Below are 20,939 nucleotides of genomic sequence, written 5' to 3' on the forward strand. Positions count from 1 at the left end.
TCGGCTTGAGGGAGCGGCCTGGTACCGATGCGATAGCGGATGATGGAACGGTGGCACATCGATTTCCTGATGAGACCCGTGCGTTGCCTGCCTCACCGCGCAGCTTCGCCGAGACGCTGGCCGGCGCTGACAGCGCTGCCGATGCCGAACGTCGGCGGGGCTTGCGGCGGATGAAGGTGGTGGCGCTGGGTTTCCTGATCGGCGCCACCATCGTCTTTCTGCTGTGCACCTGGGCGCAATCGCATGGTGCTGCGCCATGGGTGGGCTATGTGCGCGCGGCCGCGGAGGCCGGGATGATCGGCGCACTGGCCGACTGGTTCGCGGTCACCGCGCTGTTCAAGCATCCGCTGGGCGTTCCGATCCCGCACACCGCGATCATCAAACGCAAGAAAGATCAGTTGGGGGAGGGCCTGGGCGCATTCGTCCGCGAGAACTTCATGTCGCCCGAGGTGGTGGAGACGAAACTCCGCGACGCCCAGGTGGCGGGCCGGCTGGGCAAGTGGCTTTCGGATCGTTCCCACGCCGAGCGAGTGGCCGCCGAGGCTTCCACCGTGCTGCGGGTCGGTGTCGAGATGCTGCGCGACGAGGATGTGCAGCACGTACTGGACCGCATGATCGTCAAACGCATCGCCGAGCCGCAATGGGGCCCGCCGATCGGACGGGTGCTGGCGACGCTGTTGGCCGAACACCGGCAGGAAGCGCTGATCCAGCTCCTGTGCGACCGGGCTTTCCAGTGGTCCCTCAATGCCGGTGAGGTCATCGAGCGCGTCATCGAACGCGATTCCCCAACCTGGTCACCCCGGTGGGTCGACCATCTGGTGGGCGACCGGATACACCGTGAGCTGATGGACTTCACCGACAAGGTGCGCCGCAACCCCGACCACGAACTGCGCCGTTCGGCCACCAAGTTCATGTTCGAGTTCGCCGACGACCTCCAGCACGACGCGACGACGATTCAGCGGGCCGAGAACGTCAAGGAACAGATCATGGCCCGCGACGAGGTGGCCAGGGCCGCCGAGACCGCGTGGAGTGCGGCCAAGCGGATCGTCCTGGAGTCGGTGGACGATCCCTCCTCGGCGCTGCGGACCCGGATCGCCGATTCGGTGATGCACATCGGGGAATCGGTGCGCGACGACGCAGAGCTGCGCGACAAGGTGGACAACTGGATCATTCGGGCCGCTCAGCACCTGGTTTCCGAGTATGGGGTGGAGATCACAGCAATCATCACCGAAACCATCGAACGCTGGGACGCCGACGAGGCGAGCCGTCGAATCGAGCTTCATGTTGGCCGTGACCTGCAGTTCATCCGGATCAACGGCACGGTCGTGGGTGCGCTGGCCGGGTTGATCATCTATTCGGTAGCCCAACTACTCTTCTGACCTGCGCTAGCTAGTGCTTGCAAAAGTTAGCACCCCGTCGTAGCGTGGAATCCGTCGTTAACGGATACCCGACCTACAAGGGGGCCACTTATGGCGCAGGATGAGAATCTCGCGGCTGTGGTGACCAATGCTGCGCAGGACATCGGGAGTTTCATCCGGTCCCAGCGCGAAGCTGCGCAGGTATCGGTGCGGCAGTTGGCCGAGAAGGCCGGCGTCAGCAACCCCTACCTCAGTCAGATCGAGCGGGGATTGCGCAAACCCTCGGCCGACGTGCTCAACCAGATCGCGAAGGCCCTGCGGGTGTCCGCGGAAGTTCTCTACGTCCGCGCCGGGATCCTGGAACCCAGCGAACCCAGCGAGGTCCGCGACGCCGTCGTCAACGACGGGAGCATCACGGAGCGGCAGAAGCAGGTGCTGCTCGACATCTACACGTCGTTTCGCCAACAGAACGAAGCCGCCGCAGGTGAGGAGTCGACGCCTGATTCAACGGAATGACAACCGACTCGATAACACACACCATTCGCTATCCGTGGAAAGGAAGTACGACATGACCGAGAAGACCCAGCCGACCATCGAGGACCTCAAGGCTCCTCTGCTCGCCGCCGTTGGCGCCGCCGATCTGGCCCTGGCCACTGTGAACGAGATCGTCGTCAGCCTGCGTGAGCGTGCCGACGAGGCCCGTACCGACGCCGAGGCCCGCGTCGAGGAGAGCCGCGCCCGCCTCAACAGGCTGCAGGAAGACCTGCCGAATCAGTTCGGGGAGCTGCGCGAGCGGCTGAACTCCGATGAGCTGCGCAAGGCCGCCGAGGGCTACGCAGATCAGGCCACCGCGACCTACAACAAGCTTGTCGAGCGCGGCGAGGCCGCCCTCGAGCGGCTGCGCAACCAGCCGGCCCTCGAAGAAGCGGCCACCCGCGTCGAGGGCTACACCGACCAGGCCGTCGAGCTGACGCAGGAGGCGCTGGGCAACGTTGCCTCGCAGACCCGTGCTGTCGGCGAGCGTGCCGCCAAGCTGGTCGGAGTCGAGTTGCCGAAGAAGGCCGAGAAGGCCGGCACCGCGGCCAAGGCGCCTGCCAAGAAGGCTCCGGCTCCTGCCGCCAAGAAGGCCGCCCCGGCCAAGAAGGCTGCCCCGGCACGCAAGGCCGCTCCGGCCAAGAAGGTGACCCAGAAGTAGTCCGTCAGGCGGGTATTGACACCCGTCATTCGACGTTCGCGATGGCGCCCGCATAGGCTGGTGAGGTGGAACTTGCCAACCTTGCGGGCGTCATTGTTTCGATACTCGTCATCCTGGTCTTCATCGTGGGCGTCTACGCCTTCGTGCATGCGGCCATGCAGCGCCCAGATGCATACACGGCCACCGGCAAGCTCACCAAGCCGGTCTGGCTCATCATCATCGGCGTGGGTTTGCTGCTGGAGTTGCTCTTGCGCGACGCCTTCGGCGCTGCCATCTCGGCCTGCGCCACCGGCGTGTATCTGGTCGATGTCCGACCGAAACTGCTTGAAATCCAAGGTAAGTCGCGCTGAGTCGATGCGTGCACCGATGGCCGCGCTCGGCGCGGCGAGCCTTGCCCTGACATCCGCTCTCATCCTGGCCCCCACCGCTGCCGCCGAATCTTTCGTCGACCACGTCGAGTGGGCCAAGTGGGGTGACTTGTCGAGCCTGCGGATCTATCCGACCGACACCGCCCGCCAACTGGCCCGTCAGCCCGGCACGTCAGTGCAGGCCGAGGACGCGTGGGCCCAGGTTCTCGCGCTCGCGCCTGACGCCGACATTCCGGGTATGCGCGATCAGTTCATCTGCCACTGGACGTTCGCCGAACTGGCCGAGCCGGGCAAGTCCAGCTGGAACGTGGAGCCGTGGCGGCCGGAGGTGCCTACGGACGTCATGGTGGCCGCCGGCTGCAATCCCGGCGGCACCGAAGAGCCGTTCTGATGGGTGCCTACACCCGCGAGCAGATGGCCGCACGCGTCGACCACACGCTGCTCAAACCCGAGGCCACCGCCGCCGATGTGATGGCCGTCGTCGCCGAAGCGGTCGACCTGGGCGTGTTCGCGGTGTGCGTGTCGCCGTCGATGGTGTCTGTCGTCAATCCGCCTGCCGGGCTGGCCGTCGCCGCAGTGGCGGGATTTCCGTCCGGCAAGCACCTCCCCGGAATCAAAGCCACCGAGGCGCAGTTGGCGGTCGCCGCGGGCGCCACCGAGATCGACATGGTGATCGATGTGGGTGCCGCGCTGGCCGGTGAGCTCGACGGCGTGGCCGCGGACGTGGCTGCCGTGCGGGCCGCGGTTCCGGGAGCGACGCTGAAGGTGATCGTGGAATCCGCTGCGCTACTGGAGTTTTCGGGTGAAGCACTGCTTGTCGACGTCTGCCGCGTCGCCGAGGGTGCCGGCGCGGACTTCGTGAAGACCTCGACGGGCTTTCACCCGAGCGGCGGTGCCTCGGTGCGCGCCGTGGAACTGATGGCGGGTGCCGTCGGCTCCGCCGTCGGTGTCAAGGCCAGCGGCGGAATCCGCACCGCCGAGCAGGCCGTGTCGATGCTCGACGCCGGGGCCACCCGGCTCGGGTTGTCGGGCACCCGCGCGGTGCTCGACGGCCTCGCGTAGGGCCTCAGAGCCCGGCGAAGCAGGGGTCGTCCTGAGCCTTGGGCATCGAGCCGTTCTCGGTGGAGAACCGCGCCACCACGCCGCTGTCGGTGACCTCGACGCTGTCGGCGTGAATGCCCATCGGGTAGTCCTCGGTCAGCTTGCCGGTGAACGTGTCCAGGATCGGCTGGATGGTCTCCCGCGGCCAGGACATACCGATCGCATTCAGCTCGGTGACCTGCAGTGAGATGCCCTCGTTGACGACGGTGGGCTTGGCCGTGATGGTGCCGATCAGGCCCTTGAGCTCGATGGTTCCGGCGGACGGGTTGGTCGAGACATCCGAGATCGCCGAGCCGATGAACGGCAACTGGATCAGGTCGGCGACCGTCTGCCGGATGCCGTCGGTGGACCAGGTGATGTTGGCGACGAGTGATCCGACCGAGCCACTGGAATCTGCGGTGTCCTCCAACCGGACGTCCTTGATGTCGAGCGCCACCTTCATACCCTTGGCATCCCGGATCTGGTTGCCATCGGTCTCGATGTTGATGTTCGTGTAGTGCCCGGACATGTGCTGCAGCAGGAACGGCGGCAGCGGGTCGAACGACGCCGTCGCGCCGTCCTGCACGATGCATTCGACGACGCCGGCGACCACGCTGTCGGCGCGGTTGCGGGCGTAGAGTTCCCCGCCCAGCACACCGGCGAACACGAGGGCAAGCACGATCACGGCGACCAGCACGACGGAGAGCGGGTCGGACAGCAGCTTCTTGACCTTCGCCATCGGCGACGAATCCTTCTGCGGGGGCGCGGCAGGGGGCGGTGCGGCCGGAGGACCAGGTGGCGGCGGCGTGGTCGGATAGCCGGGGGGCAGCTGCTCGGACGATGCTGGCGGGGCCTGGTCGGTGGGGCGAGCCCAGGGATCGGTCACCCCAGCGATTGTGCCTTACCGAACTGAGCGAAGTGTGAGCGGTTCTGCAGCACCGCGATGCTCTCCCTGGCCCGGCTCGCGGCGTCGAGGTCGAGGTCGACGACCAGCAACTGCGGATCGGCACCACAGGCAGCGAGTACCGCACCGGTGGGGGAGGCGAGGAGGCTGCCGCCCACCCCGGTGGGCCCGGCCTTGGCGATCTCGTCGCCCGGATAGGCCTGGTCCACCGCCGCGACGAACCCGGTGGTGTCCAGAGCGCGGGCCCGGGCCAACAGCGTCCACTGCTCCAACTTGCCAGGCCCGGAACCCCACGACGCGTGCACGGTGATCAGCTGGGCGCCGCGGCGCGCCAATTCGATGTACAGCTCGGGGAACCGGATGTCGTAACAGGTGGTGAGGCCGACCGTGACACCGTCGACGTTGATTGTCACCGGCTCGAAACCTGGTGCCACAGTGCGGGATTCGGTGAATCCGAACGCGTCGTAGAGGTGGATCTTGTGGTAGTGGGTTTCGACGCCGGGCCCGGTGGCGATCAACGTGTTGGTGACGCGTCCGCCATCGCTGGGCGCGAACATACCGACCGCCACAACGATGCCCGCCCGTGCTGCGATGGCGCGCACCCCCGACGCCCACGGGCCGTCGAGCGGTTCGGCGATCGGGCCCAGCGGAACCCCGAACCGGCACATCGTGGCCTCGGGGAACAGGACCAGCCGGGCTCCGTCGGCGGCGGCCTTGCGCGTGTATTCGTCGACCAGGCTCAGGTTCGACGACGGGTCGGTGTCGGTGGCGATCTGCGCCAGGGCAATTCGCATGACACGAGCCTAGATGGGTCGTCCGTTTCCTCGCCGAGCAGAAGCTCAGGTTGGCGCCACCGAAGCCCAGTCCACGGTGAGGACCCCGTCACGCATCCGCCGCCGCGGCGGCTGTACGCCGTAGCCCTGCGCATTCAGCAACTCCAGCATCGCCCGCCAGCGCACACGCGGCCCGAACACGCCGTGCCCGGCTGTGCTGGCCCAGGCCCGGTCGGCCGCGGTCAGCAGCGCGTGGATCGGCTGACCTGGCACATTGTGGTGGATCAGCACCTTGGGCAGCCGTTCGGCCAGATCCGACGGCCGCTCGATCGCGAAGGGGTCGCAGGCCAGCGTGAGACTGACCGGGCCGGTCGCGTTCAGCAGCACCCAGCAGCATCTGCGGCCCAGCTCGTCGCAGGTGCCGTCGACGATCAGGCCGCCAGGGACCAGTTGCCGTTGCATCGTCGCCCAGGCGTCCGGGACCGCCTCGACGGGGTACTGGCGAAGCACGTTGAACGCCCGCACCAACACGGGCCGCAGGCCGGCCAGCTCGAACCCGCCGAGCGCGAACTGGACGCGGGGATGCTCGGCCACCGCGCGTGCCGAGGCCACCCGGTCGGGATGGATCTCCAAGCCGACGACGCGGACATCGGCACGCACCACCTGCAGCCGCGCCGCCAACTCCAGCGTGGTGACGGGCAACCCGCCGTATCCGAGATCGACCACCAGCGGATCGGCCGCCGTCCGCAGCGCGGCGCGCACCCGCGCCGAATGCATCAGCCAGCGATCGCTGCGGCGCAGCCGGTTGTACCCGGTGGTGCCCCGGGTGATCGCCCCGACCGGTCGTCCGACCGGATCAGGAATGCTCCGCGACCCATTCAGCGGTGAACGCCCCCTCGATGGTGAACACGTCTTTGACGGACTGCAGGACCATGTCTTCGAGCTTGCCGCCGAGCAGAGGCACCGATACCTTGCACGTGCTGGCCACCTCCAGCCGGCTGCCGGTGGCGGCCCCGCTGAGCTCATACCGGCCATCGAGCCGGCCCGGGGCGTGCGACACCGACGCGGTATAGCTGCCGTCTGCGGCGTCACGCCCACGGTCGTACGGTGCGAAGCGCTGCCTGCGGCTGATGGCCATATCGAGCGGTATCACCGTCCGAAGGATCGCGGGCAACTCCGAGCGCGGCAAGACCTGCCGGAACTCCACGTCGATCCCGCGCTCGTCGGAACTGAACCCCGTGATGTCGGATTTCCCGGGGGTGAGCTCGTCGTACCGGTCCATCAGGGCGTCCCAGTACTCGCGGCTCGTATACGCGGCGTAGATCGTGTCCGCAGGCGCGTCGAACGCCATCGTGTGCTCCAGGAGCCGGCTCATGGCTGTCGACGCTACGACACGTTCAGGCGTTGTCGGCGATCCACACCGTGGTGAAGCGCTGTTCGGCGATGAGCAGGTCGACGAGTTGGCCGCCGATGAAGTTCTCGATCTTGCCGCCCACCAACGGCACCTTGACCTCGACGGTGATCTTGACCGTCAGCCGCGCCTTCTCGCCGGCCGGTGCCAGCACGGCGGTTCCGGTGAGCGCCACCGGCGCGCCGGGGATCGCGCCGTTGACGGTGCCGGTCGCCCGGCCGTCGCGAATCGGCGCCCAGTGTTCCTCCCGCTGGATGCTCAGGTCGCCGGGGTGGAACTGGGCGACCAGGCCCGGCAACCGATCGGCCCGCAGGGTCTGGGTGGTCGCCACGTCGATGCCGCCGTCATCGGTGACGGTCAGCTTGTCCAGAGTCGCGTCGTCGGCACCTGAATCGGCAAGGCGGGCCAACCAATACCGTTGGTCGCCGAATGCCCGATGGACCTGTTCGACGCTGCCGTCGTACTCGGTGGCCATGTCGAATGATCGCGGCATAGCTGGTCAGGCTACCGTTACCGCCCGTGATCAGTTCGCATGTTGCCGGCGTGGAAGTCGCTGAAGCGGTTCCGCTGGTTCCACTGACCACACTGCGCGTCGGGCCCGTCGCCCGCAGGATGCTCACCTGCACCAGCACCGAGCAACTCGTGGCCGTTCTGCGTGCCCTGAATGGTGAAGCCGAACCCGTCCTCGTACTCGCAGGCGGTTCGAATGTGGTGCTGGCCGACGACATCCGCGATCTGACCGTGGTGCGGGTGGCCAATACCGAGATCACCGTCGAGGGCAACATCGTGCGCGCCGAGGCGGGTGCGATGTTCGACGACGTCGTCGTCACCGCGCTGGCGTACGGCCTCGGCGGGTTGGAATGTCTGTCCGGGATACCCGGTTCGGCCGGGGCGACACCGGTGCAGAACGTCGGCGCCTACGGGGCCGAGGTCGCCGACACCATCAGGCGGGTCCGGTTGTTGGACCGTCGCAGCGGCGAAGACCGTTGGGTCCCACCGGAAGAGCTGCGGTTCGGGTACCGCACCAGCGTGCTCAAGCATTCCGATGCGGTCATCGTGCTGGAGGTGGAGTTCGCCCTGGACGACAGTGGACACAGCGCGCCGCTGCGGTACCGCGAACTGGCCACCGCGCTGGACACCGAACCCGGGGAGCGGGCTGACCCGCTGCGGGTGCGCGACGCCGTGCTTCGGCTGCGGGCGGGCAAGGGGATGGTGCTCGATCCGGACGACCACGACACCTGGAGCGTCGGATCGTTCTTCACCAACCCGGTGGTGTCGCGTGCGGAATTCGACCGGGTGCAGGCATCGGCGGACGGGCCGGTGCCGAACTACCCGGCAACCGACGGCGTCAAGCTCGCGGCGGGTTGGCTGGTCGAGCACGCCGGCTTCGGGAAGGGATTTCCCGGCGAGGACGCGCCCGCGCGGTTGTCGACGAAGCACGCACTGGCGCTCACCAACCGCGGTGAGGCCACCAGTGCCGACGTGATTGCGCTGGCCAGGGCGGTTCAGACAGGTGTCCGGGAAGTCTTCGGGATCGAACTCACACCCGAACCAATTCTGCTTGGATGCTCTCTGTCGGTACCCTAGATCCACGTGAGCTCAGCCGATGATATGCAGGCCCTCGCGCCGTTGATGAATCGGCGGCGCGCCTTGACGGTGCTTGCCGTGGGTATGGGGGCCGGCGTGCTGGCTGCCTGCTCGAGCAATTCGTCGGATACAGCCGACAACGGTGCCGCTCCGACGGCTCCGACGTTGACTTATCACCCGGTCGCCGATACCTCTGACGTGCTGCCGACCACCCCGGTCGGCGTGGAGGTCAGCGACGGCTGGTTCCAGCGGGTCAGCCTGACCAATCCGGACGGCAGGGTCGTCGCAGGCCAGCTCAACCGGGAACGGACCGCGTTCAACGTCACCGAGCCGCTCGGCTACGCCGCTACCTACACCTGGGCGGGCTCAGTGGTGGGACACGACGGCAAGGCGGTGCCGGTCGAAGGCAAGTTCACCACCATCGCCCCGCAGACTCAGGTCAGCGGGCAGTTCCAGCTCGCCGACGGCCAGGTGGTCGGGGTGGCCGCGCCGATCATCCTGCAGTTCGACGCGTCGATCGACGACGAGCACAAGGCCACGGTCGAAAAGGCGCTGGAGGTCATCACCCAGCCCCACGCCGAAGGTAGTTGGGCGTGGCTGCCCGACGAGGCCCAGGGTTCGCGCCTGCACTGGCGCAGCCGCGAATACCTGCCGTCCGGGACGAAGGTGGCAGTCAAGGCGCCGCTGTACGGCGTCGATTTCGGCGAAGGCGCCTACGGCGCAGCCGATGCCACGCTCGACTTCGAGATCGGCCGGCGTCAGGTGGTCAGGGCCGACGCGTCATCGCACCGCATCCAGGTGCTCGACGGATCCGGCGCGGTGCTCATGGATTTCCCGTGCAGCTACGGCGAAGGCGACCTCGACCGCAACGTGACGCGCAGCGGTATCCATGTGGTCACCGAGAAGTACGAGGACTTCTACATGACCAACCCCGCGGCGGGCTACGCGAACCTGCGTGAGCGCTTCGCGGTGCGCATCTCCAACAACGGCGAGTTCATCCACGCCAACCCTGCCAGTTCGGGCGCGCAGGGCAGCAGCAACGTCACCAACGGCTGCATCAACCTGTCGCTGGCGGACGCCGAGCAGTACTTCCACACCGCCATGTACGGCGATCCGGTCGAGGTCACCGGCACCCGGATCGAGCTGTCCTACGCCGACGGCGACATCTGGGACTGGGCGGTGGATTGGAACGAGTGGAAGTCGATGTCGGCGTTGTCGGAGCAGGATGCGCCGTCGAACATCCCCGAGTCGGCCCCCGCGACGCCGACCGACGCCCCCAGGTTGTCGGGTATCCCGACGACGACCGCGCCGGCGTCGCCTACACCCGGCGGTTGAACCGGGACCCGCTCGCCCCGCTGACCTGATCACGCGGCCTGACCACGATGAGGTCGAGGTCGACGTGCGACGGCCGGCTCGCGACGAATCCGACGACCTCGGCGATGTCTTCGGCCACCAGCGGAGTGACACCTTCGTAGACCTTGGCGGCGCGTTCCTCGTCGCCGTCGAACCGGTTCAGCGAGAAATCGGTCTTGACCATGCCGGGCGCAACTTCGGTGAGCCGCACCGGTTTTCCGAGCAGCTCGCTGCGCAGCGTGCGGTGCAGCACACCTTGCGCATGCTTGGCGGAGGTGTAGCCCCCACCGTTGTCGTAGATCTCGACCGCGGCGATCGAAGTGACAGTGACGATCAAGCCGTCGCCGGACGCGATCAGCTTGGGCAGCAGTGCGCGCGTCACCAGCAGCGTGCCGAGGACGTTGGCTTCCCACATCCACCGCCAATTGTCGATGTCGGCCGTGGACACCGGCTCCAAACCCCTTGCCCCTCCGGCGTTGTTGACGAGCACATCGACTCGATCCAGTCCGGCCGCCAGAGCGTCGACGGAAGCCTGGTCTGTGACGTCGGCTACAACGGCGGTTCCGCCGATCTCGTCGGCCAATGCCTCTACCCGGTCCCTGCGCCGCGCTGCGCAGATCACGTGAAATCCAAGGGCTGCAAGGGTTCTGGCGGTGGCGGCGCCGATTCCCGCGCTGGCGCCGGTGACCACCGCCACCCGGCGATCTGACTGTGGTGTCGTCATCTGTCCAACTTTAGTTGGCGTGCTAAGTTCGTGATGTGTCCCGGAGTTCTCAGTTCGTCATCGCGCGGCGTGCGTGTTGTTGTTGCGCACCCCGCCGCCCCTGACTGAACCCCGGACATATTCGCTGTCCTGCCGAGTCGCCAGGTGTGGCCCCGACCCACCAGCCGACCGCCAGTAAGGACATCTTTCGTGACAATCGCCACTGCCGCACCTGTTCGCCGCACCGCCCGGACGGGCGCTCGCACCAACCGCGCGACCGGTGCGCGTTACCCCCAGTCGAGGCTGCTGCACATCGTCGCCCCCTCGCTCAAAGTCCCCGACGCCGCCGCCGCGTCGGTGTTCAGTGCCGTACGCATGCGCGGACCGGTCGCTCGTGACGTCATCGCCCAGCACACCGACCTGAGCATTGCGACGGTGAACCGGCAGGTCACCGCCCTGCTTGAGGCCGGCGTTCTGCGAGAACGGGCCGACCTCGCGGTATCGGGCGCGATTGGGCGGCCGCGGGTTCCGGTCGAGGTCAACCATGAACCGTTCCTCACGCTGGGCATCCATATCGGTGCCAGGACCACCAGCATCGTGGCCACGGACCTGTTCGGCCGCACCCTCGACGTGGTCGAAACCCCCACCCCATCGGGGGCGCAGTCTGCGGCGCTGGCCACACTGGCATCCAGCGCGCGCCGGTACCTGAGCCGCTGGCACCGCCGCCGTCCGCTGTGGGTCGGTGTCGCGGCGGGTGGTGTCGTCGACAGCAACACCGGATACCTCGACCATCCGCGGTTGGGCTGGAACGATGCCCCGGTCGGCCCCGTGCTCGCCGAGGCGTTGGGGCTGCCGGTGTCACTGGCCTCCCACGTGGACGCGATGGCGGGGGCGGAGTTGCTGCTGGGCGGGCGTAGGCCCGAGGCCGCCGGCGCCCCGGCCAGGACCAGCCTGTACGTCTACGCGCGCGAAACCGTCGGCTACGCATTGTCGATCGACGGCCGCGTGCACTCCCCGGCCAGCGGTCCCGGCACCATCGCAGGTCTGCCTGCGCAGTCCGAACTGCTCGGCGGCACAGGGCAATTGGAATCCACCGTGAGTGACGAGGCGGTGCTGACGGCGGCCCGCAAGCTGCGGATCGTGCCTGCCGACGGCCCGAACTCGACGCTGCCCGTGGTGTTGCGTGCGGCGCGCCAGGGCAATCCGCAGGCAGTCGAGCTGCTCGCGGACCGGGCCAGGGTGCTCGGCGAAGCCGTTGCGCTGCTGCGGGACCTACTCAACCCCGACGACCTGGTGGTCGGCGGCCAGGCGTTCACCGAGTATCCCGAAGGTATGCCGTTGGTCGAGGCCGCTTTCGAGCGGCGCTCGGTGCTGGGATCACGCGATATTCGGCTGACCGCCTTCGGGAATCGCGTTCAGGAGGCCAGTGCAGGCATCGTGTCGCTCGGCGGACTGTATGCCGATCCGATCGGTGCCATGCGGCGCGCTCAAACTCGCCGATCGGCAGCGGTGTAGACATGACTGTGTGCGTCTAGCAACAGAGGCCCCACGCCGCGTCGCGGTGCTGTCAGTGCACACTTCCCCGTTGGCGCAGCCGGGCACCGGTGACGCCGGCGGGATGAACGTCTACGTGCTGCAGACCGCACTGCAACTGGCCCGCCGCGGTGTCGAAGTGGAAGTGTTCACCAGGGCCACCTCGTCGGCCGACGCACCGGTAGTGCCCGTCGCACCCGGAGTGCTGGTGCGCAATGTCGTTGCGGGGCCGTTCGAGGGTCTGGACAAGAACGATCTGCCCACCCAGCTGTGCGCTTTCACCGCGGGCGTGTTGCGCGCCGAGGCCACCCACGAACCCGGCTACTACGACATCGTGCATTCGCATTACTGGCTGTCCGGTCAGGTCGGCTGGCTGGCAAGGGATCGCTGGGCGGTGCCACTCGTGCACACCGCGCACACGCTCGCGGCGGTCAAGAACGCAGCGCTGGCCGAAGGTGACTCGCCCGAGCCGCCGTTACGCGCGGTCGGCGAGCAGCAGGTGGTCGACGAAGCTGACCGGCTGATCGTCAACACCGAACATGAAGCACAACAACTGGTTTCGTTGCACCACGCGGATCCGGACCGCATCGACGTGGTTCACCCAGGGGTGGATCTCGATGTATTCACCCCCGGATCGCGCCAGGCCGCGCGGGCCGTGCTGGGCCTTGGCGCCGACGAACGTATCGTCGCGTTCGTCGGCCGTATCCAGCCGCTCAAGGCCCCCGACATCCTGCTGCGGGCGGCCGCCAAGCTGCCCGGCTTGCGGGTACTTGTGGCCGGCGGACCGTCGGGGTCCGGACTGGCCGAGCCGGACACCCTGGTTCGGCTCGCCGACGAGCTGGGTATCACCGATCGGGTGACATTCCTGCCGCCGCAGTCCCGCGAGCAACTGGTCAACGTGTACCGGGCCGCCGATCTGGTCGCGGTGCCGAGCTACTCGGAATCGTTCGGCCTGGTGGCCGTCGAGGCGCAGGCCTGCGGCACCCCCGTGGTGGCCGCGGCGGTCGGAGGGCTTCCCGTCGCGGTGGCCGACGGGGTCAGCGGTGTTCTGGTCGACGGCCACGATGTGGACCACTGGGCCGCCGCGATCGATTCGGTGCTGCAGCGGGACCCTGACGCGCTGAGCCGGGCCGCAGTGGCACACGCCGACAGGTTCTCCTGGGCGCATACGGTCGACGCGTTGTTGGCCAGCTACTCGCACGCGATGAGCGACTACCGGTCGCGGCATCCAAGGCACGCGACCCGCCGCTCGGTACGTCGCTTCTCGATGCGGCGAGGTGTACGGGCGTGACCCAACCGGCCATCCGGGACCTGATCGTGGAGACGCTCGACGAGCACGGGTTGGTCTACCACCATCACGAAGGTGTGCGCGGTGGTCTGCCCGGCATCGTCGTCGAACTTCCCGGTGAGCGCCGCCTGGTGACCAACACCATCCTGAGCATCGGAAAACACTCGGTGCGTATCGAGGCGTTCGTCTGCCGCAAACCCGACGAGAACTTCGAGGGCGTCTACCGGTTCCTGCTCAAACGCAACCGTCGTCTCTACGGCGTCGCCTATACCCTCGACAACCTCGGAGACATCTACCTGGTCGGCCGGATGGCGTTGAATTCGGTCACTCCCGACGAGATCGACCGCGTGCTAGGGCAGGTGCTCGAAGCCGTCGATTCGGACTTCAACACGCTGCTGGAGTTGGGTTTTCGGTCGTCCATTCAGAAGGAATGGGAGTGGCGGGTGTCGCGCGGCGAGTCGCTGAAGAATCTGAAGGCCTTCGAGCACTTGATCGACGACTGACGATTCATGCGAAGATTTCATTTCCCGCACGCGAGGAGGAAGACCACAGATGCCGACCCTGATCCTGCTCCGCCACGGCGAGTCCGACTGGAACCAGAAGAACCTGTTCACCGGCTGGGTCGATGTCGACCTCACCGACAAGGGGCGGGCGGAGGCAGTGCGCGGTGGCGAACTGATCGCAGAGCAGGGTGTGCTGCCCGACGTGGTGTACACCTCTCTGCTGCGCCGTGCGATCAACACCGCGAACCTGGCGTTGGACAAGGCCGACCGGCACTGGATCCCGGTGCACCGGGATTGGCGGCTCAACGAACGGCACTACGGCGCGCTGCAGGGCCTGGACAAGGCCGAGACCAAGGCCAAGTACGGCGACGAGCAGTTCATGGCCTGGCGGCGCAGCTACGACACGCCGCCGCCGCCCATCGAGAAGGGCAGTCAGTACAGCCAGGATGCCGACCCGCGGTATGCCGACATCAACGGCGGGCCGTTGACCGAATGCCTGAAAGACGTGGTCGAGCGGTTTGTGCCGTACTACGAGGGCACGATCGTGCCTGACCTGCAGGCCGGCAAAACCGTGCTGCTCGCCGCGCACGGCAACTCGCTGCGCGCGTTGGTGAAGTACCTGGACGGAATGTCCGACGCGGATGTGGTCGGCCTGAACATTCCGACCGGTATCCCGCTGGTCTACGAACTCGACGAGGACCTCAAACCGCTGGTCATCGGCGGTCAGTACCTGGATCCCGAGGCGGCCGCCGCGGGCGCGGCCGCCGTCGCGGCCCAGGGGGCGAAGTCTTAGGCCGGGGCCATTCGGCGAACGCAGGGTTACGCAGGGTTAACGGCAACCGAACTCCTGTGTTTGGTCGTGTGACATGTACCGTTTTGGCCGCACGCTGCTGGGATGACGTTCACCGGGTGCGTACGATTTTCGCGTGAGCTTGGTGTCGGCGTTACTGCTGACGGCGGTCGTGGCGTTGCTCGGGCTGATCGTCGGAGCCGGCGTCGGCGCAGCAGTGGCGCCCCGCATCGTTGCCCGACGGCGACGCCGCGAAGTGGACGAGGCAGGCATGACCGTCTCGCAGATGCTCCAGCACATCGTGTCGCTGTCCCCGACGGGAATCGTGGTTGTCGACACCTTCAATGACGTGGTCTACGCCAACGACCGGGCCGGTGAGCTGGGCGTCGTGCGGGATCGGCTGCTCGACGACCGGGCCTGGCGGGCCGCCGAGCAGGTGTTCGCCACAGGCCAGAACATCCAGGTCGATCTGTCACCACGCAAGGTGACCCACCCGGGGCGGTCCGGCATCTCGGTGCGTGGCGAGGTGCGGTTGCTCGCCGACGACGACGGCCGCTTTGCCGTGGTCTACGTCGACGACCAGTCCGAGCATGCGCGCATGGAGGCCACGCGGCGCGATTTCGTGGCCAATGTCAGTCATGAGCTGAAAACCCCCGTCGGCGCGATGGGAGTGCTAGCCGAAGCGTTGCTGGCCTCGGCCGACGACCCCGATACGGTGCGCCGGTTCGCCGACAAGATGGTCGCTGAATCTCACCGGCTGGCCGACATGGTCGGCGAGCTGATCGAGCTGTCCCGGTTGCAGGGCGGTGAACGGCTGCCGGATCTCGACGCCGTCGATGTCGACACCGTGGTGGCCGAAGCGCTGTCCCGGCACAAGGTGGCCGCCGACAACGCCGAGATCGGGATCAACACCGACGCGCCGACCGGCTACCGTGTCCTCGGCGACGAGGCGCTGCTGGTGACGGCCATCGCCAATCTGGTCTCCAATGCAATTGCATACTCGCCCAACGGGTCCGGCATATCGGTCAGCCGCCGACGGCGGGGCGGCAGCGTCGAGATCGCGGTTACCGACCGTGGCATCGGGATCGACAAGGCTGACCAGGAGCGGGTTTTCGAGCGCTTTTTCCGCGTGGACAAGGCCCGCTCGCGTGCTACCGGCGGGACCGGCCTCGGTCTGGCGATCGTCAAGCACGTCGCCGCCAATCACAACGGAACCATCCGGCTGTGGAGTCAGCCGGGAACGGGGTCGACATTCACGTTGTCGATCCCGGCCTACCCCGATACCAAAGACCCAGACGAACGAGAGGATTAACGAAACGATGACCAGCGTGTTGATCGTTGAGGACGAGGAGTCGCTGGCCGATCCGTTGGCATTCCTGCTCCGCAAGGAAGGCTTCGAGGCCACCGTGGTGGTCGACGGCCCGTCGGCCCTGGCCGAGTTCGAGCGCTCCGGTGCCGACATCGTGCTGTTGGACCTGATGCTGCCAGGGATGAGCGGAACCGATGTCTGCAAGCAGTTGCGGGCCCGCTCCAGCGTGCCGGTGATCATGGTGACGGCCCGCGACAGTGAGATCGACAAGGTCGTCGGGCTGGAACTCGGCGCCGACGACTATGTCACCAAGCCGTATTCGGCCCGCGAGCTGATCGCCCGGATCCGTGCGGTACTGCGCCGCGGGGCCGACAACGACGACAACGGGATCGCCGACGGTGTGCTGGAGGCCGGCCCGGTCCGGATGGACGTCGAGCGCCATGTGGTCAGCGTCAACGGTGAGCAGATCACGTTGCCGCTCAAGGAGTTCGACCTGCTGGAGTACCTGATGCGCAACAGCGGGCGGGTGCTCACCCGGGGCCAGCTCATCGACCGGGTCTGGGGTGCGGATTATGTCGGGGACACCAAGACTCTCGACGTACACGTCAAACGGCTGCGATCCAAGATCGAGGCCGACCCGGCAAATCCGGTGCATCTGGTCACCGTCCGCGGGCTGGGCTACAAGCTCGAGGGCTGACCTTCGTCTGCTCGCGGGAGGGTGAACTACTCGGCGGCGCGAGTGGCCGGGTGCACGGCGATCAGCCCTAAACTGCTGCGGCGCTTGCACATTGCGGCCAGTTCGGCGTAGGCCTTCTCGCCGAGAAGTTCGGTCAGCTCCGGCGCATAGGTCTCCCACACCTGGCGCGCACCGACATGGGCGGCCGGATCCCCGGTGCAGTACCAGTGCAGGTCGGCACCGCCCTCGCCCCAGCCTCGCCGGTCGTACTCGGTGATGACCGTCTTGAGTATCTGCGTGCCGTCCGGCCGGGTCACCCAGTCTTGGCTCCGGCGGATCGGCAGCTGCCAGCACACGTCCGGCTTCATCGTCAGCGGCTCGACGCCGAGCTTGAGCGCCTTGCTGTGCAGGGCACAGCCGATCCCGGACCGGAAGCCGGGCCGATTCAGAAAGATGCAGGCGCCCTTGTACTTGCGGGTGCGCAGGTTGGGCTTGCCGTCGTATTCGTCGTCCTCGAGGTAACCCTTTCTGCCCAGGCCCTTTTCGCGGAACTGCCAATCGTCGTCGGTCAGTTGCTTGACCGCATCGTCCAGCTTGGCGCGGTCGTCGTCGTCGGACAGGAAGGCGCCGTGCGAGCAGCATCCGTCGTCGGGCCGGCCGGCCACGGTGCCTTGGCATGCCGGCGTGCCGAACACACATGTCCAGCGGGACAGCAGCCACGTCATGTCGGCGGCGATGAGATGGTCCGCGTCGTCGGGGTCGTAGAACTCGACCCACTCACGGGCGAAATCGAGCTCCACTTCGCCCGGCCTCACGGTCTGCTCTTCGCGCGAGCGCTCATCATTCGTGGTCTGCTCTTCGCGCGAGCGCTCATCGCCGACACCTGTCACGCCGCCAACGCTACCTCCCACGGACACCCGGATCGAGTCAAGCCTGCCGCGCGCTCGTTTCGTTCTCGGCTTCGGTCGCCAATAGCTCGACGTCCCGTGAAGTCCGGCGGCGCAGCAGATATCCGCCCACCAGGGCCGCCACCAGTGTCACGTAGACCACAATGGTGAACGGTGTGCTCACCAGCGTGAGCACGTCGCCGCCGGCAATGTCGAGTGCGCGGCGCAACTGCACCTCGGCCAGCGGCCCCAGGATCGCCCCGACGATCATCGGCGAGATCGGGAATCCGAACCGGCGCATGAGATAGCCGAGCCCGCCGAGCACAAGCAGCACCAGCACGTCGAAGGTCGAGCCGTTGACGGCGTACGTGCCGAGCAGCGCGAACGTCATGATCCCGGCGAACAGGTATGGCTTGGGGATCTCGAGGATCTTCACCCACAGCCCGACCAGCGGCAGGTTCAGCGCCAGCAAAATGACGTTGGCGATGATCAAGCTCGCGATGAGCCCCCACACGAGCGTCGATTCAGTGTCCAGCAGCTGCGGTCCAGGCTGGATGCCGTATTGCTGGAACGCGACAAGGATGACCGCGGCGGTCGCCGAAGTGGGGATGCCGAGCGTCAACAACGGCACCAGGGTGCCCGCCGCGTTCGCATTGTTGGCTGCCTCGGGGCCTGCCACCCCTTCGATGGCCCCGTTGCCGAATTCATTTTTGTGCTTGGACAGCCGCCGCTCCATCGCATAGGACAGGAACGTGGGTATCTCCGAGCCGCCCGCCGGGATGACGCCGAGCGGGAAGCCCACGCTGGTTCCGCGCAGCCACGGCTTCCATGAGCGCGCCCAGTCCGCGCGGGTCATCCACTTCGCGCCCTTGTTCAGCGCGAGCACGTCGAAGTGGCTCGAAACTTGATGCGCCGCAACGTAAAGCACCTCGCCCATCGCGAACAGCGCGACTATCAACACCACTGTGTCGATGCCGTCGAGCAAAGCCACCTGGTCGAATACCAGGCGCTGCTGGCCGCTTTGGAAGTCGATCCCGATGAGACCGACAACGAGGCCCAGCGCCATCGAGACCATGCCGCGCAACGGTGACGACCCGACCAGCGCGCTCACCGTCAGGAACGCGACGACCATCAGGGCGAAGTAGTCCGGGGCACCGAGCTTCACGGCGATACTGACCATCCACGGCGCGAAGAAGGCGAGCAGCACAGTCGCGATGGTCCCGGCGACGAACGATCCGATGGCGGCCGTGGCCAGCGCCGCTGCGCCGCGGCCATTCCGAGCCATCTTGTTGCCGTCGATGGCCGTGATCACCGACCCGGATTCGCCGGGCGTCTTGAGCAGGATCGACGTGGTTGAGCCGCCGTACATGGCGCCGTAGTAGATACCGGCGAACATGATGAACGCATACTGCGGTTCCAGGCCGTAGGTCAGCGGCAGCAGCAGCGCGATGGTCAGCGCCGGACCGATGCCGGGCAACACACCGATGAGGGTGCCGACCACCGTGCCGAGTAGCGCGAACATCAGGCTCTCTGGCGTGATCGCCAGCGACAGCCCATGCAGCAGTCCTTCGATACCCGACATCAGAAGCCCAGGATTCCGGCCGGCAGCGAGATGTCGAGCAGCTGCGTGAAGGACAGATAAATGATCAACGACAGCGCGATCCCGATCCCCGCGGTGCGCACGACATGGCGCGCACCAAGGGCCCACGCGGTCAGCCAGAACGCGATCGAGCTGACGATGACGTAGCCGAGTGATTCAACGCCGACGATGAACACCGCCGCCGCGGCGATACACGTGGCCAGCGGCACCCACCGGGTGCTCCGAACGTCCACGTCGCCTTCTGCCTCGTCCGGTCGGCCGAGGTTGCCACGTCCTATCTGGACCATCAAGGCCACCGACAACGCGATCAGCAACACGCCGACCACTTTCGGCATGAATCCGGCACCAACGCCGGACGCCGAGGTGGACACCGGCTGATGCAGGCCGTCGAGCAACACCACGACACCGATGCCCAGCAGGGCGACTGTCACCGTCCACTCGCCCCACGGGATCGCTCGGTGGCGCGAAACGACGTTTGGTTCGGCAGTCACTAGCCTGCCTGCTTGGCCAAGCCGAGTTCGGTGAGCACCTTCTGCACTCGATCGGTCTCCTGGCCGAGCCAGGTCGCGAACTCGTCGCCGGCCAGGAAGTTGTCGGTCCAGCCGTTGTTCTTGACCAGTTCCGTCCATTCCGCGGAGTCGTGCATCCGCGTGAGTGCCTCGATGTACTGGGTCTTCAGGTCGTTGTCGATGCCGGCGGGGGCCATGACCGAGCGCCAATTCTGGAACTCCAGGGCCGGATCGATATCCCCGGCGGTCTGCGCGAACGTCGTGCCCTCGACCTGGTCGAGCGACGAGATCAGAATGCCTTTGAGGTTGCCGGTCTTGATCTGTTCGGAGAACTCGTTGAGCCCGGCCACACCGGCCTGGACCTTGCCGCCCAGCAGTGCCGTCGTTGCCTCGCCGCCACCGCTGTATGGAACGTAGTTGACGTCGGACGGTTTGACGCCGTAGTGCTGGGCCAGCAGGCCGATGAAGATGTGATCGGCGCTCCCGGCCGAACCCCCGGCAATGGCAACCGATTTGGGGTTGGCCTTGATCGCGGCGAAAAGTTCATCGGCGTTGTTGAACGGCACGTCCTTGGGCACCACGATCACCTCGTACTCGCCGACGACGCGGGCGAGGGGAGTGAGGTCATCGAGGGTGACCGCCGTGCCGTTGGTGACGATCCCGCTCATCATCGCCAAGCCCGATGCGATGAGCAGGTCACGTTTTCCACGCTGTGGTGCCACCTGGGCAAGTGCGACGGTGCCCGAGGCGCCCGGCACGTTCTTGACTTCGACACTGCGGGCCAGGTCGGCCCCCCGCAGAGATTCCTGCACCGCCCGTGCCGTCTGATCCCACCCGCTTCCGGGTGCCGCGGGGGCGATGATCTCGACGCGCGCCAGCGGCTGGAAGTCGCCGGCGGCCGCACCGTCCGAGCCTGAGTCGGTGTTGCCGCTGCAAGCGGCGAGGGCAAGCACGGCCGCTACGGCGGTGGCGGCGAGACGTGGGGTTCGCATGGAGATCCCTCCTGGGGCTGACGGCGCTGTCTAACAGGCTGAACGTATACATAAGTGGGCAACGTCGCAATGGATTGCGGGGAAAATCCATGTAATCAAAGGATATTCCGAAGCTGTGTA

At 66.9% G+C, this 20,939-nt stretch carries 24 protein-coding genes; 14 read left to right on the forward strand and 10 right to left on the reverse strand.

All coding sequences use genetic code 11. The annotated features are described in order from the left end of the window. The first annotated feature begins 50 nt into the window (after positions 1-50). The 6 genes from ABQF30_RS00255 (at position 51) to deoC (ending at position 3,983) form a co-directional block, all read left to right on the forward strand. Positions 51-1,379, forward strand: coding sequence for a DUF445 domain-containing protein (locus ABQF30_RS00255; protein ID WP_448460035.1), 1,329 nt, complete (start codon positions 51-53; stop codon positions 1,377-1,379). Positions 1,380-1,469: 90 nt separating this feature from the next. Next, the gene (locus ABQF30_RS00260) at positions 1,470-1,874 is read left to right on the forward strand and encodes a helix-turn-helix domain-containing protein (RefSeq protein WP_448460037.1); all 405 of its coding nucleotides are present in this window, start codon (positions 1,470-1,472) and stop codon (positions 1,872-1,874) included. A gap of 52 nt (positions 1,875-1,926) precedes the next feature. Next, positions 1,927-2,553, forward strand: a complete 627-nt coding sequence (locus tag ABQF30_RS00265; protein ID WP_448460039.1) for a heparin-binding hemagglutinin — start codon at positions 1,927-1,929, stop codon at positions 2,551-2,553. A gap of 65 nt (positions 2,554-2,618) precedes the next feature. Further along, positions 2,619-2,903 (forward strand): DUF2516 family protein, encoded by a 285-nt coding sequence (locus ABQF30_RS00270; protein ID WP_448460041.1) that lies wholly within the window; start codon positions 2,619-2,621, stop codon positions 2,901-2,903. 4 nt (positions 2,904-2,907) lie between these two features. After that, complete coding sequence (locus ABQF30_RS00275; protein WP_448460042.1) at positions 2,908-3,312, forward strand: DUF2599 domain-containing protein; 405 nt, start codon at positions 2,908-2,910, stop codon at positions 3,310-3,312. Then, the gene (gene deoC, locus ABQF30_RS00280; protein ID WP_448463318.1) at positions 3,309-3,983 is read left to right on the forward strand and encodes a deoxyribose-phosphate aldolase; all 675 of its coding nucleotides are present in this window, start codon (positions 3,309-3,311) and stop codon (positions 3,981-3,983) included. The genes ABQF30_RS00275 and deoC overlap by 4 nt, the downstream gene beginning before the upstream one ends. Positions 3,984-3,987: 4 nt before the next feature. Here deoC and ABQF30_RS00285 read toward each other — a convergent pair whose 3' ends face one another. The 5 genes from ABQF30_RS00285 to ABQF30_RS00305 form a co-directional block, all read right to left on the reverse strand. After that, positions 3,988-4,887, reverse strand: coding sequence for an LmeA family phospholipid-binding protein (locus ABQF30_RS00285; protein WP_448460044.1), 900 nt, complete (start codon positions 4,885-4,887; stop codon positions 3,988-3,990). Beyond that, a complete protein-coding gene (locus tag ABQF30_RS00290) occupies positions 4,884-5,699 on the reverse strand; it encodes a carbon-nitrogen hydrolase family protein (RefSeq protein WP_448460046.1) in 816 nt (271 codons plus the stop codon). The genes ABQF30_RS00285 and ABQF30_RS00290 overlap by 4 nt, the downstream gene beginning before the upstream one ends. Positions 5,700-5,744: 45 nt before the next feature. Then, complete coding sequence (locus tag ABQF30_RS00295) at positions 5,745-6,455, reverse strand: class I SAM-dependent methyltransferase (RefSeq protein WP_448460048.1); 711 nt, start codon at positions 6,453-6,455, stop codon at positions 5,745-5,747. Between the two features lie 79 nt (positions 6,456-6,534). Further along, complete coding sequence (locus tag ABQF30_RS00300) at positions 6,535-7,053, reverse strand: DUF2505 domain-containing protein (RefSeq protein ID WP_448460050.1); 519 nt, start codon at positions 7,051-7,053, stop codon at positions 6,535-6,537. 22 nt (positions 7,054-7,075) lie between these two features. Further along, positions 7,076-7,582, reverse strand: coding sequence for a DUF2505 domain-containing protein (locus ABQF30_RS00305; RefSeq protein WP_448460052.1), 507 nt, complete (start codon positions 7,580-7,582; stop codon positions 7,076-7,078). Between the two features lie 26 nt (positions 7,583-7,608). Between ABQF30_RS00305 and ABQF30_RS00310 the strand changes: the two genes are divergently transcribed. Both ABQF30_RS00310 and ABQF30_RS00315 read left to right on the forward strand, forming a co-directional pair. Further along, entirely contained in the window at positions 7,609-8,676 is a 1,068-nt protein-coding gene (locus ABQF30_RS00310; protein ID WP_448460054.1) for a UDP-N-acetylmuramate dehydrogenase, read from the forward strand. A 6-nt stretch (positions 8,677-8,682) separates the two neighbouring features. Then, positions 8,683-10,011 carry a L,D-transpeptidase gene (locus ABQF30_RS00315; protein ID WP_448460056.1) on the forward strand — a complete coding sequence of 443 codons (1,329 nt, stop codon included), beginning with the start codon at positions 8,683-8,685 and terminating at the stop codon, positions 10,009-10,011. Here the strand turns inward: ABQF30_RS00315 and ABQF30_RS00320 are convergent. After that, positions 9,995-10,753, reverse strand: a complete 759-nt coding sequence (locus ABQF30_RS00320) for an SDR family NAD(P)-dependent oxidoreductase (protein ID WP_448460058.1) — start codon at positions 10,751-10,753, stop codon at positions 9,995-9,997. The genes ABQF30_RS00315 and ABQF30_RS00320 overlap by 17 nt on opposite strands. A 195-nt stretch (positions 10,754-10,948) precedes the next feature. Here ABQF30_RS00320 and ABQF30_RS00325 point away from each other — a divergent pair, with 195 nt between their 5' ends. The 6 genes from ABQF30_RS00325 (at position 10,949) to regX (ending at position 16,852) form a co-directional block, all read left to right on the forward strand. Beyond that, positions 10,949-12,247 (forward strand): ROK family protein, encoded by a 1,299-nt coding sequence (locus tag ABQF30_RS00325; RefSeq protein ID WP_448463320.1) that lies wholly within the window; start codon positions 10,949-10,951, stop codon positions 12,245-12,247. 10 nt (positions 12,248-12,257) lie between these two features. Next, the gene (mshA, locus tag ABQF30_RS00330) at positions 12,258-13,556 is read left to right on the forward strand and encodes a D-inositol-3-phosphate glycosyltransferase (RefSeq protein ID WP_448460060.1); all 1,299 of its coding nucleotides are present in this window, start codon (positions 12,258-12,260) and stop codon (positions 13,554-13,556) included. Continuing rightward, entirely contained in the window at positions 13,553-14,056 is a 504-nt protein-coding gene (locus ABQF30_RS00335) for a type III secretion system chaperone family protein (RefSeq protein WP_448460062.1), read from the forward strand. The genes mshA and ABQF30_RS00335 overlap by 4 nt, the downstream gene beginning before the upstream one ends. A 49-nt stretch (positions 14,057-14,105) precedes the next feature. Next, positions 14,106-14,849 carry a phosphoglyceromutase gene (locus ABQF30_RS00340; protein WP_448460064.1) on the forward strand — a complete coding sequence of 248 codons (744 nt, stop codon included), beginning with the start codon at positions 14,106-14,108 and terminating at the stop codon, positions 14,847-14,849. Between the two features lie 133 nt (positions 14,850-14,982). After that, a complete protein-coding gene (locus ABQF30_RS00345) occupies positions 14,983-16,158 on the forward strand; it encodes a sensor histidine kinase (RefSeq protein WP_448460066.1) in 1,176 nt (391 codons plus the stop codon). Between the two features lie 7 nt (positions 16,159-16,165). After that, positions 16,166-16,852, forward strand: coding sequence for a two-component sensory transduction protein RegX (regX, locus tag ABQF30_RS00350; protein WP_448460068.1), 687 nt, complete (start codon positions 16,166-16,168; stop codon positions 16,850-16,852). A 26-nt stretch (positions 16,853-16,878) separates the two neighbouring features. On the opposite strand, the gene ABQF30_RS00355 is transcribed toward regX, so the two are convergent. From ABQF30_RS00355 to ABQF30_RS00370, 4 genes are all read right to left on the reverse strand, one after another. Beyond that, positions 16,879-17,646 (reverse strand): DUF3109 family protein, encoded by a 768-nt coding sequence (locus ABQF30_RS00355; RefSeq protein WP_448463322.1) that lies wholly within the window; start codon positions 17,644-17,646, stop codon positions 16,879-16,881. 112 nt (positions 17,647-17,758) lie between these two features. Beyond that, positions 17,759-19,300 carry a tripartite tricarboxylate transporter permease gene (locus tag ABQF30_RS00360; protein ID WP_448460070.1) on the reverse strand — a complete coding sequence of 514 codons (1,542 nt, stop codon included), beginning with the start codon at positions 19,298-19,300 and terminating at the stop codon, positions 17,759-17,761. After that, the gene (locus tag ABQF30_RS00365; RefSeq protein WP_448460072.1) at positions 19,300-19,809 is read right to left on the reverse strand and encodes a tripartite tricarboxylate transporter TctB family protein; all 510 of its coding nucleotides are present in this window, start codon (positions 19,807-19,809) and stop codon (positions 19,300-19,302) included. Before ABQF30_RS00365 ends, ABQF30_RS00360 begins: the two co-directional genes overlap by 1 nt. Then, positions 19,809-20,819, reverse strand: coding sequence for a Bug family tripartite tricarboxylate transporter substrate binding protein (locus ABQF30_RS00370; protein WP_448460074.1), 1,011 nt, complete (start codon positions 20,817-20,819; stop codon positions 19,809-19,811). The genes ABQF30_RS00365 and ABQF30_RS00370 overlap by 1 nt, the downstream gene beginning before the upstream one ends. Between the last annotated feature and the right edge of the window lie 120 nt (positions 20,820-20,939).

This window comes from Mycolicibacterium sp. XJ870 (assembly GCF_053483975.1).

Excerpts from the sequence above, each read along its gene's own strand:
- ABQF30_RS00260 (WP_448460037.1), top strand. The coding sequence starts at position 1,470 with ATGGCGCAGGATGAGAATCTCGCGGCTGTGGTGACCAATGCTGCGCAG.
- ABQF30_RS00265 (WP_448460039.1), top strand. The coding sequence starts at position 1,927 with ATGACCGAGAAGACCCAGCCGACCATCGAGGACCTCAAGGCTCCTCTG.
- ABQF30_RS00275 (WP_448460042.1), top strand. The coding sequence starts at position 2,908 with ATGCGTGCACCGATGGCCGCGCTCGGCGCGGCGAGCCTTGCCCTGACA.
- ABQF30_RS00290 (WP_448460046.1), bottom strand. The coding sequence starts at position 5,699 with ATGCGAATTGCCCTGGCGCAGATCGCCACCGACACCGACCCGTCGTCG.
- ABQF30_RS00295 (WP_448460048.1), bottom strand. The coding sequence starts at position 6,455 with ATGCATTCGGCGCGGGTGCGCGCCGCGCTGCGGACGGCGGCCGATCCG.
- ABQF30_RS00300 (WP_448460050.1), bottom strand. The coding sequence starts at position 7,053 with ATGAGCCGGCTCCTGGAGCACACGATGGCGTTCGACGCGCCTGCGGAC.
- ABQF30_RS00305 (WP_448460052.1), bottom strand. The coding sequence starts at position 7,582 with ATGCCGCGATCATTCGACATGGCCACCGAGTACGACGGCAGCGTCGAA.
- ABQF30_RS00320 (WP_448460058.1), bottom strand. The coding sequence starts at position 10,753 with ATGACGACACCACAGTCAGATCGCCGGGTGGCGGTGGTCACCGGCGCC.
- ABQF30_RS00340 (WP_448460064.1), top strand. The coding sequence starts at position 14,106 with ATGCCGACCCTGATCCTGCTCCGCCACGGCGAGTCCGACTGGAACCAG.
- regX (WP_448460068.1), top strand. The coding sequence starts at position 16,166 with ATGACCAGCGTGTTGATCGTTGAGGACGAGGAGTCGCTGGCCGATCCG.
- ABQF30_RS00360 (WP_448460070.1), bottom strand. The coding sequence starts at position 19,300 with ATGTCGGGTATCGAAGGACTGCTGCATGGGCTGTCGCTGGCGATCACG.
- ABQF30_RS00370 (WP_448460074.1), bottom strand. The coding sequence starts at position 20,819 with ATGCGAACCCCACGTCTCGCCGCCACCGCCGTAGCGGCCGTGCTTGCC.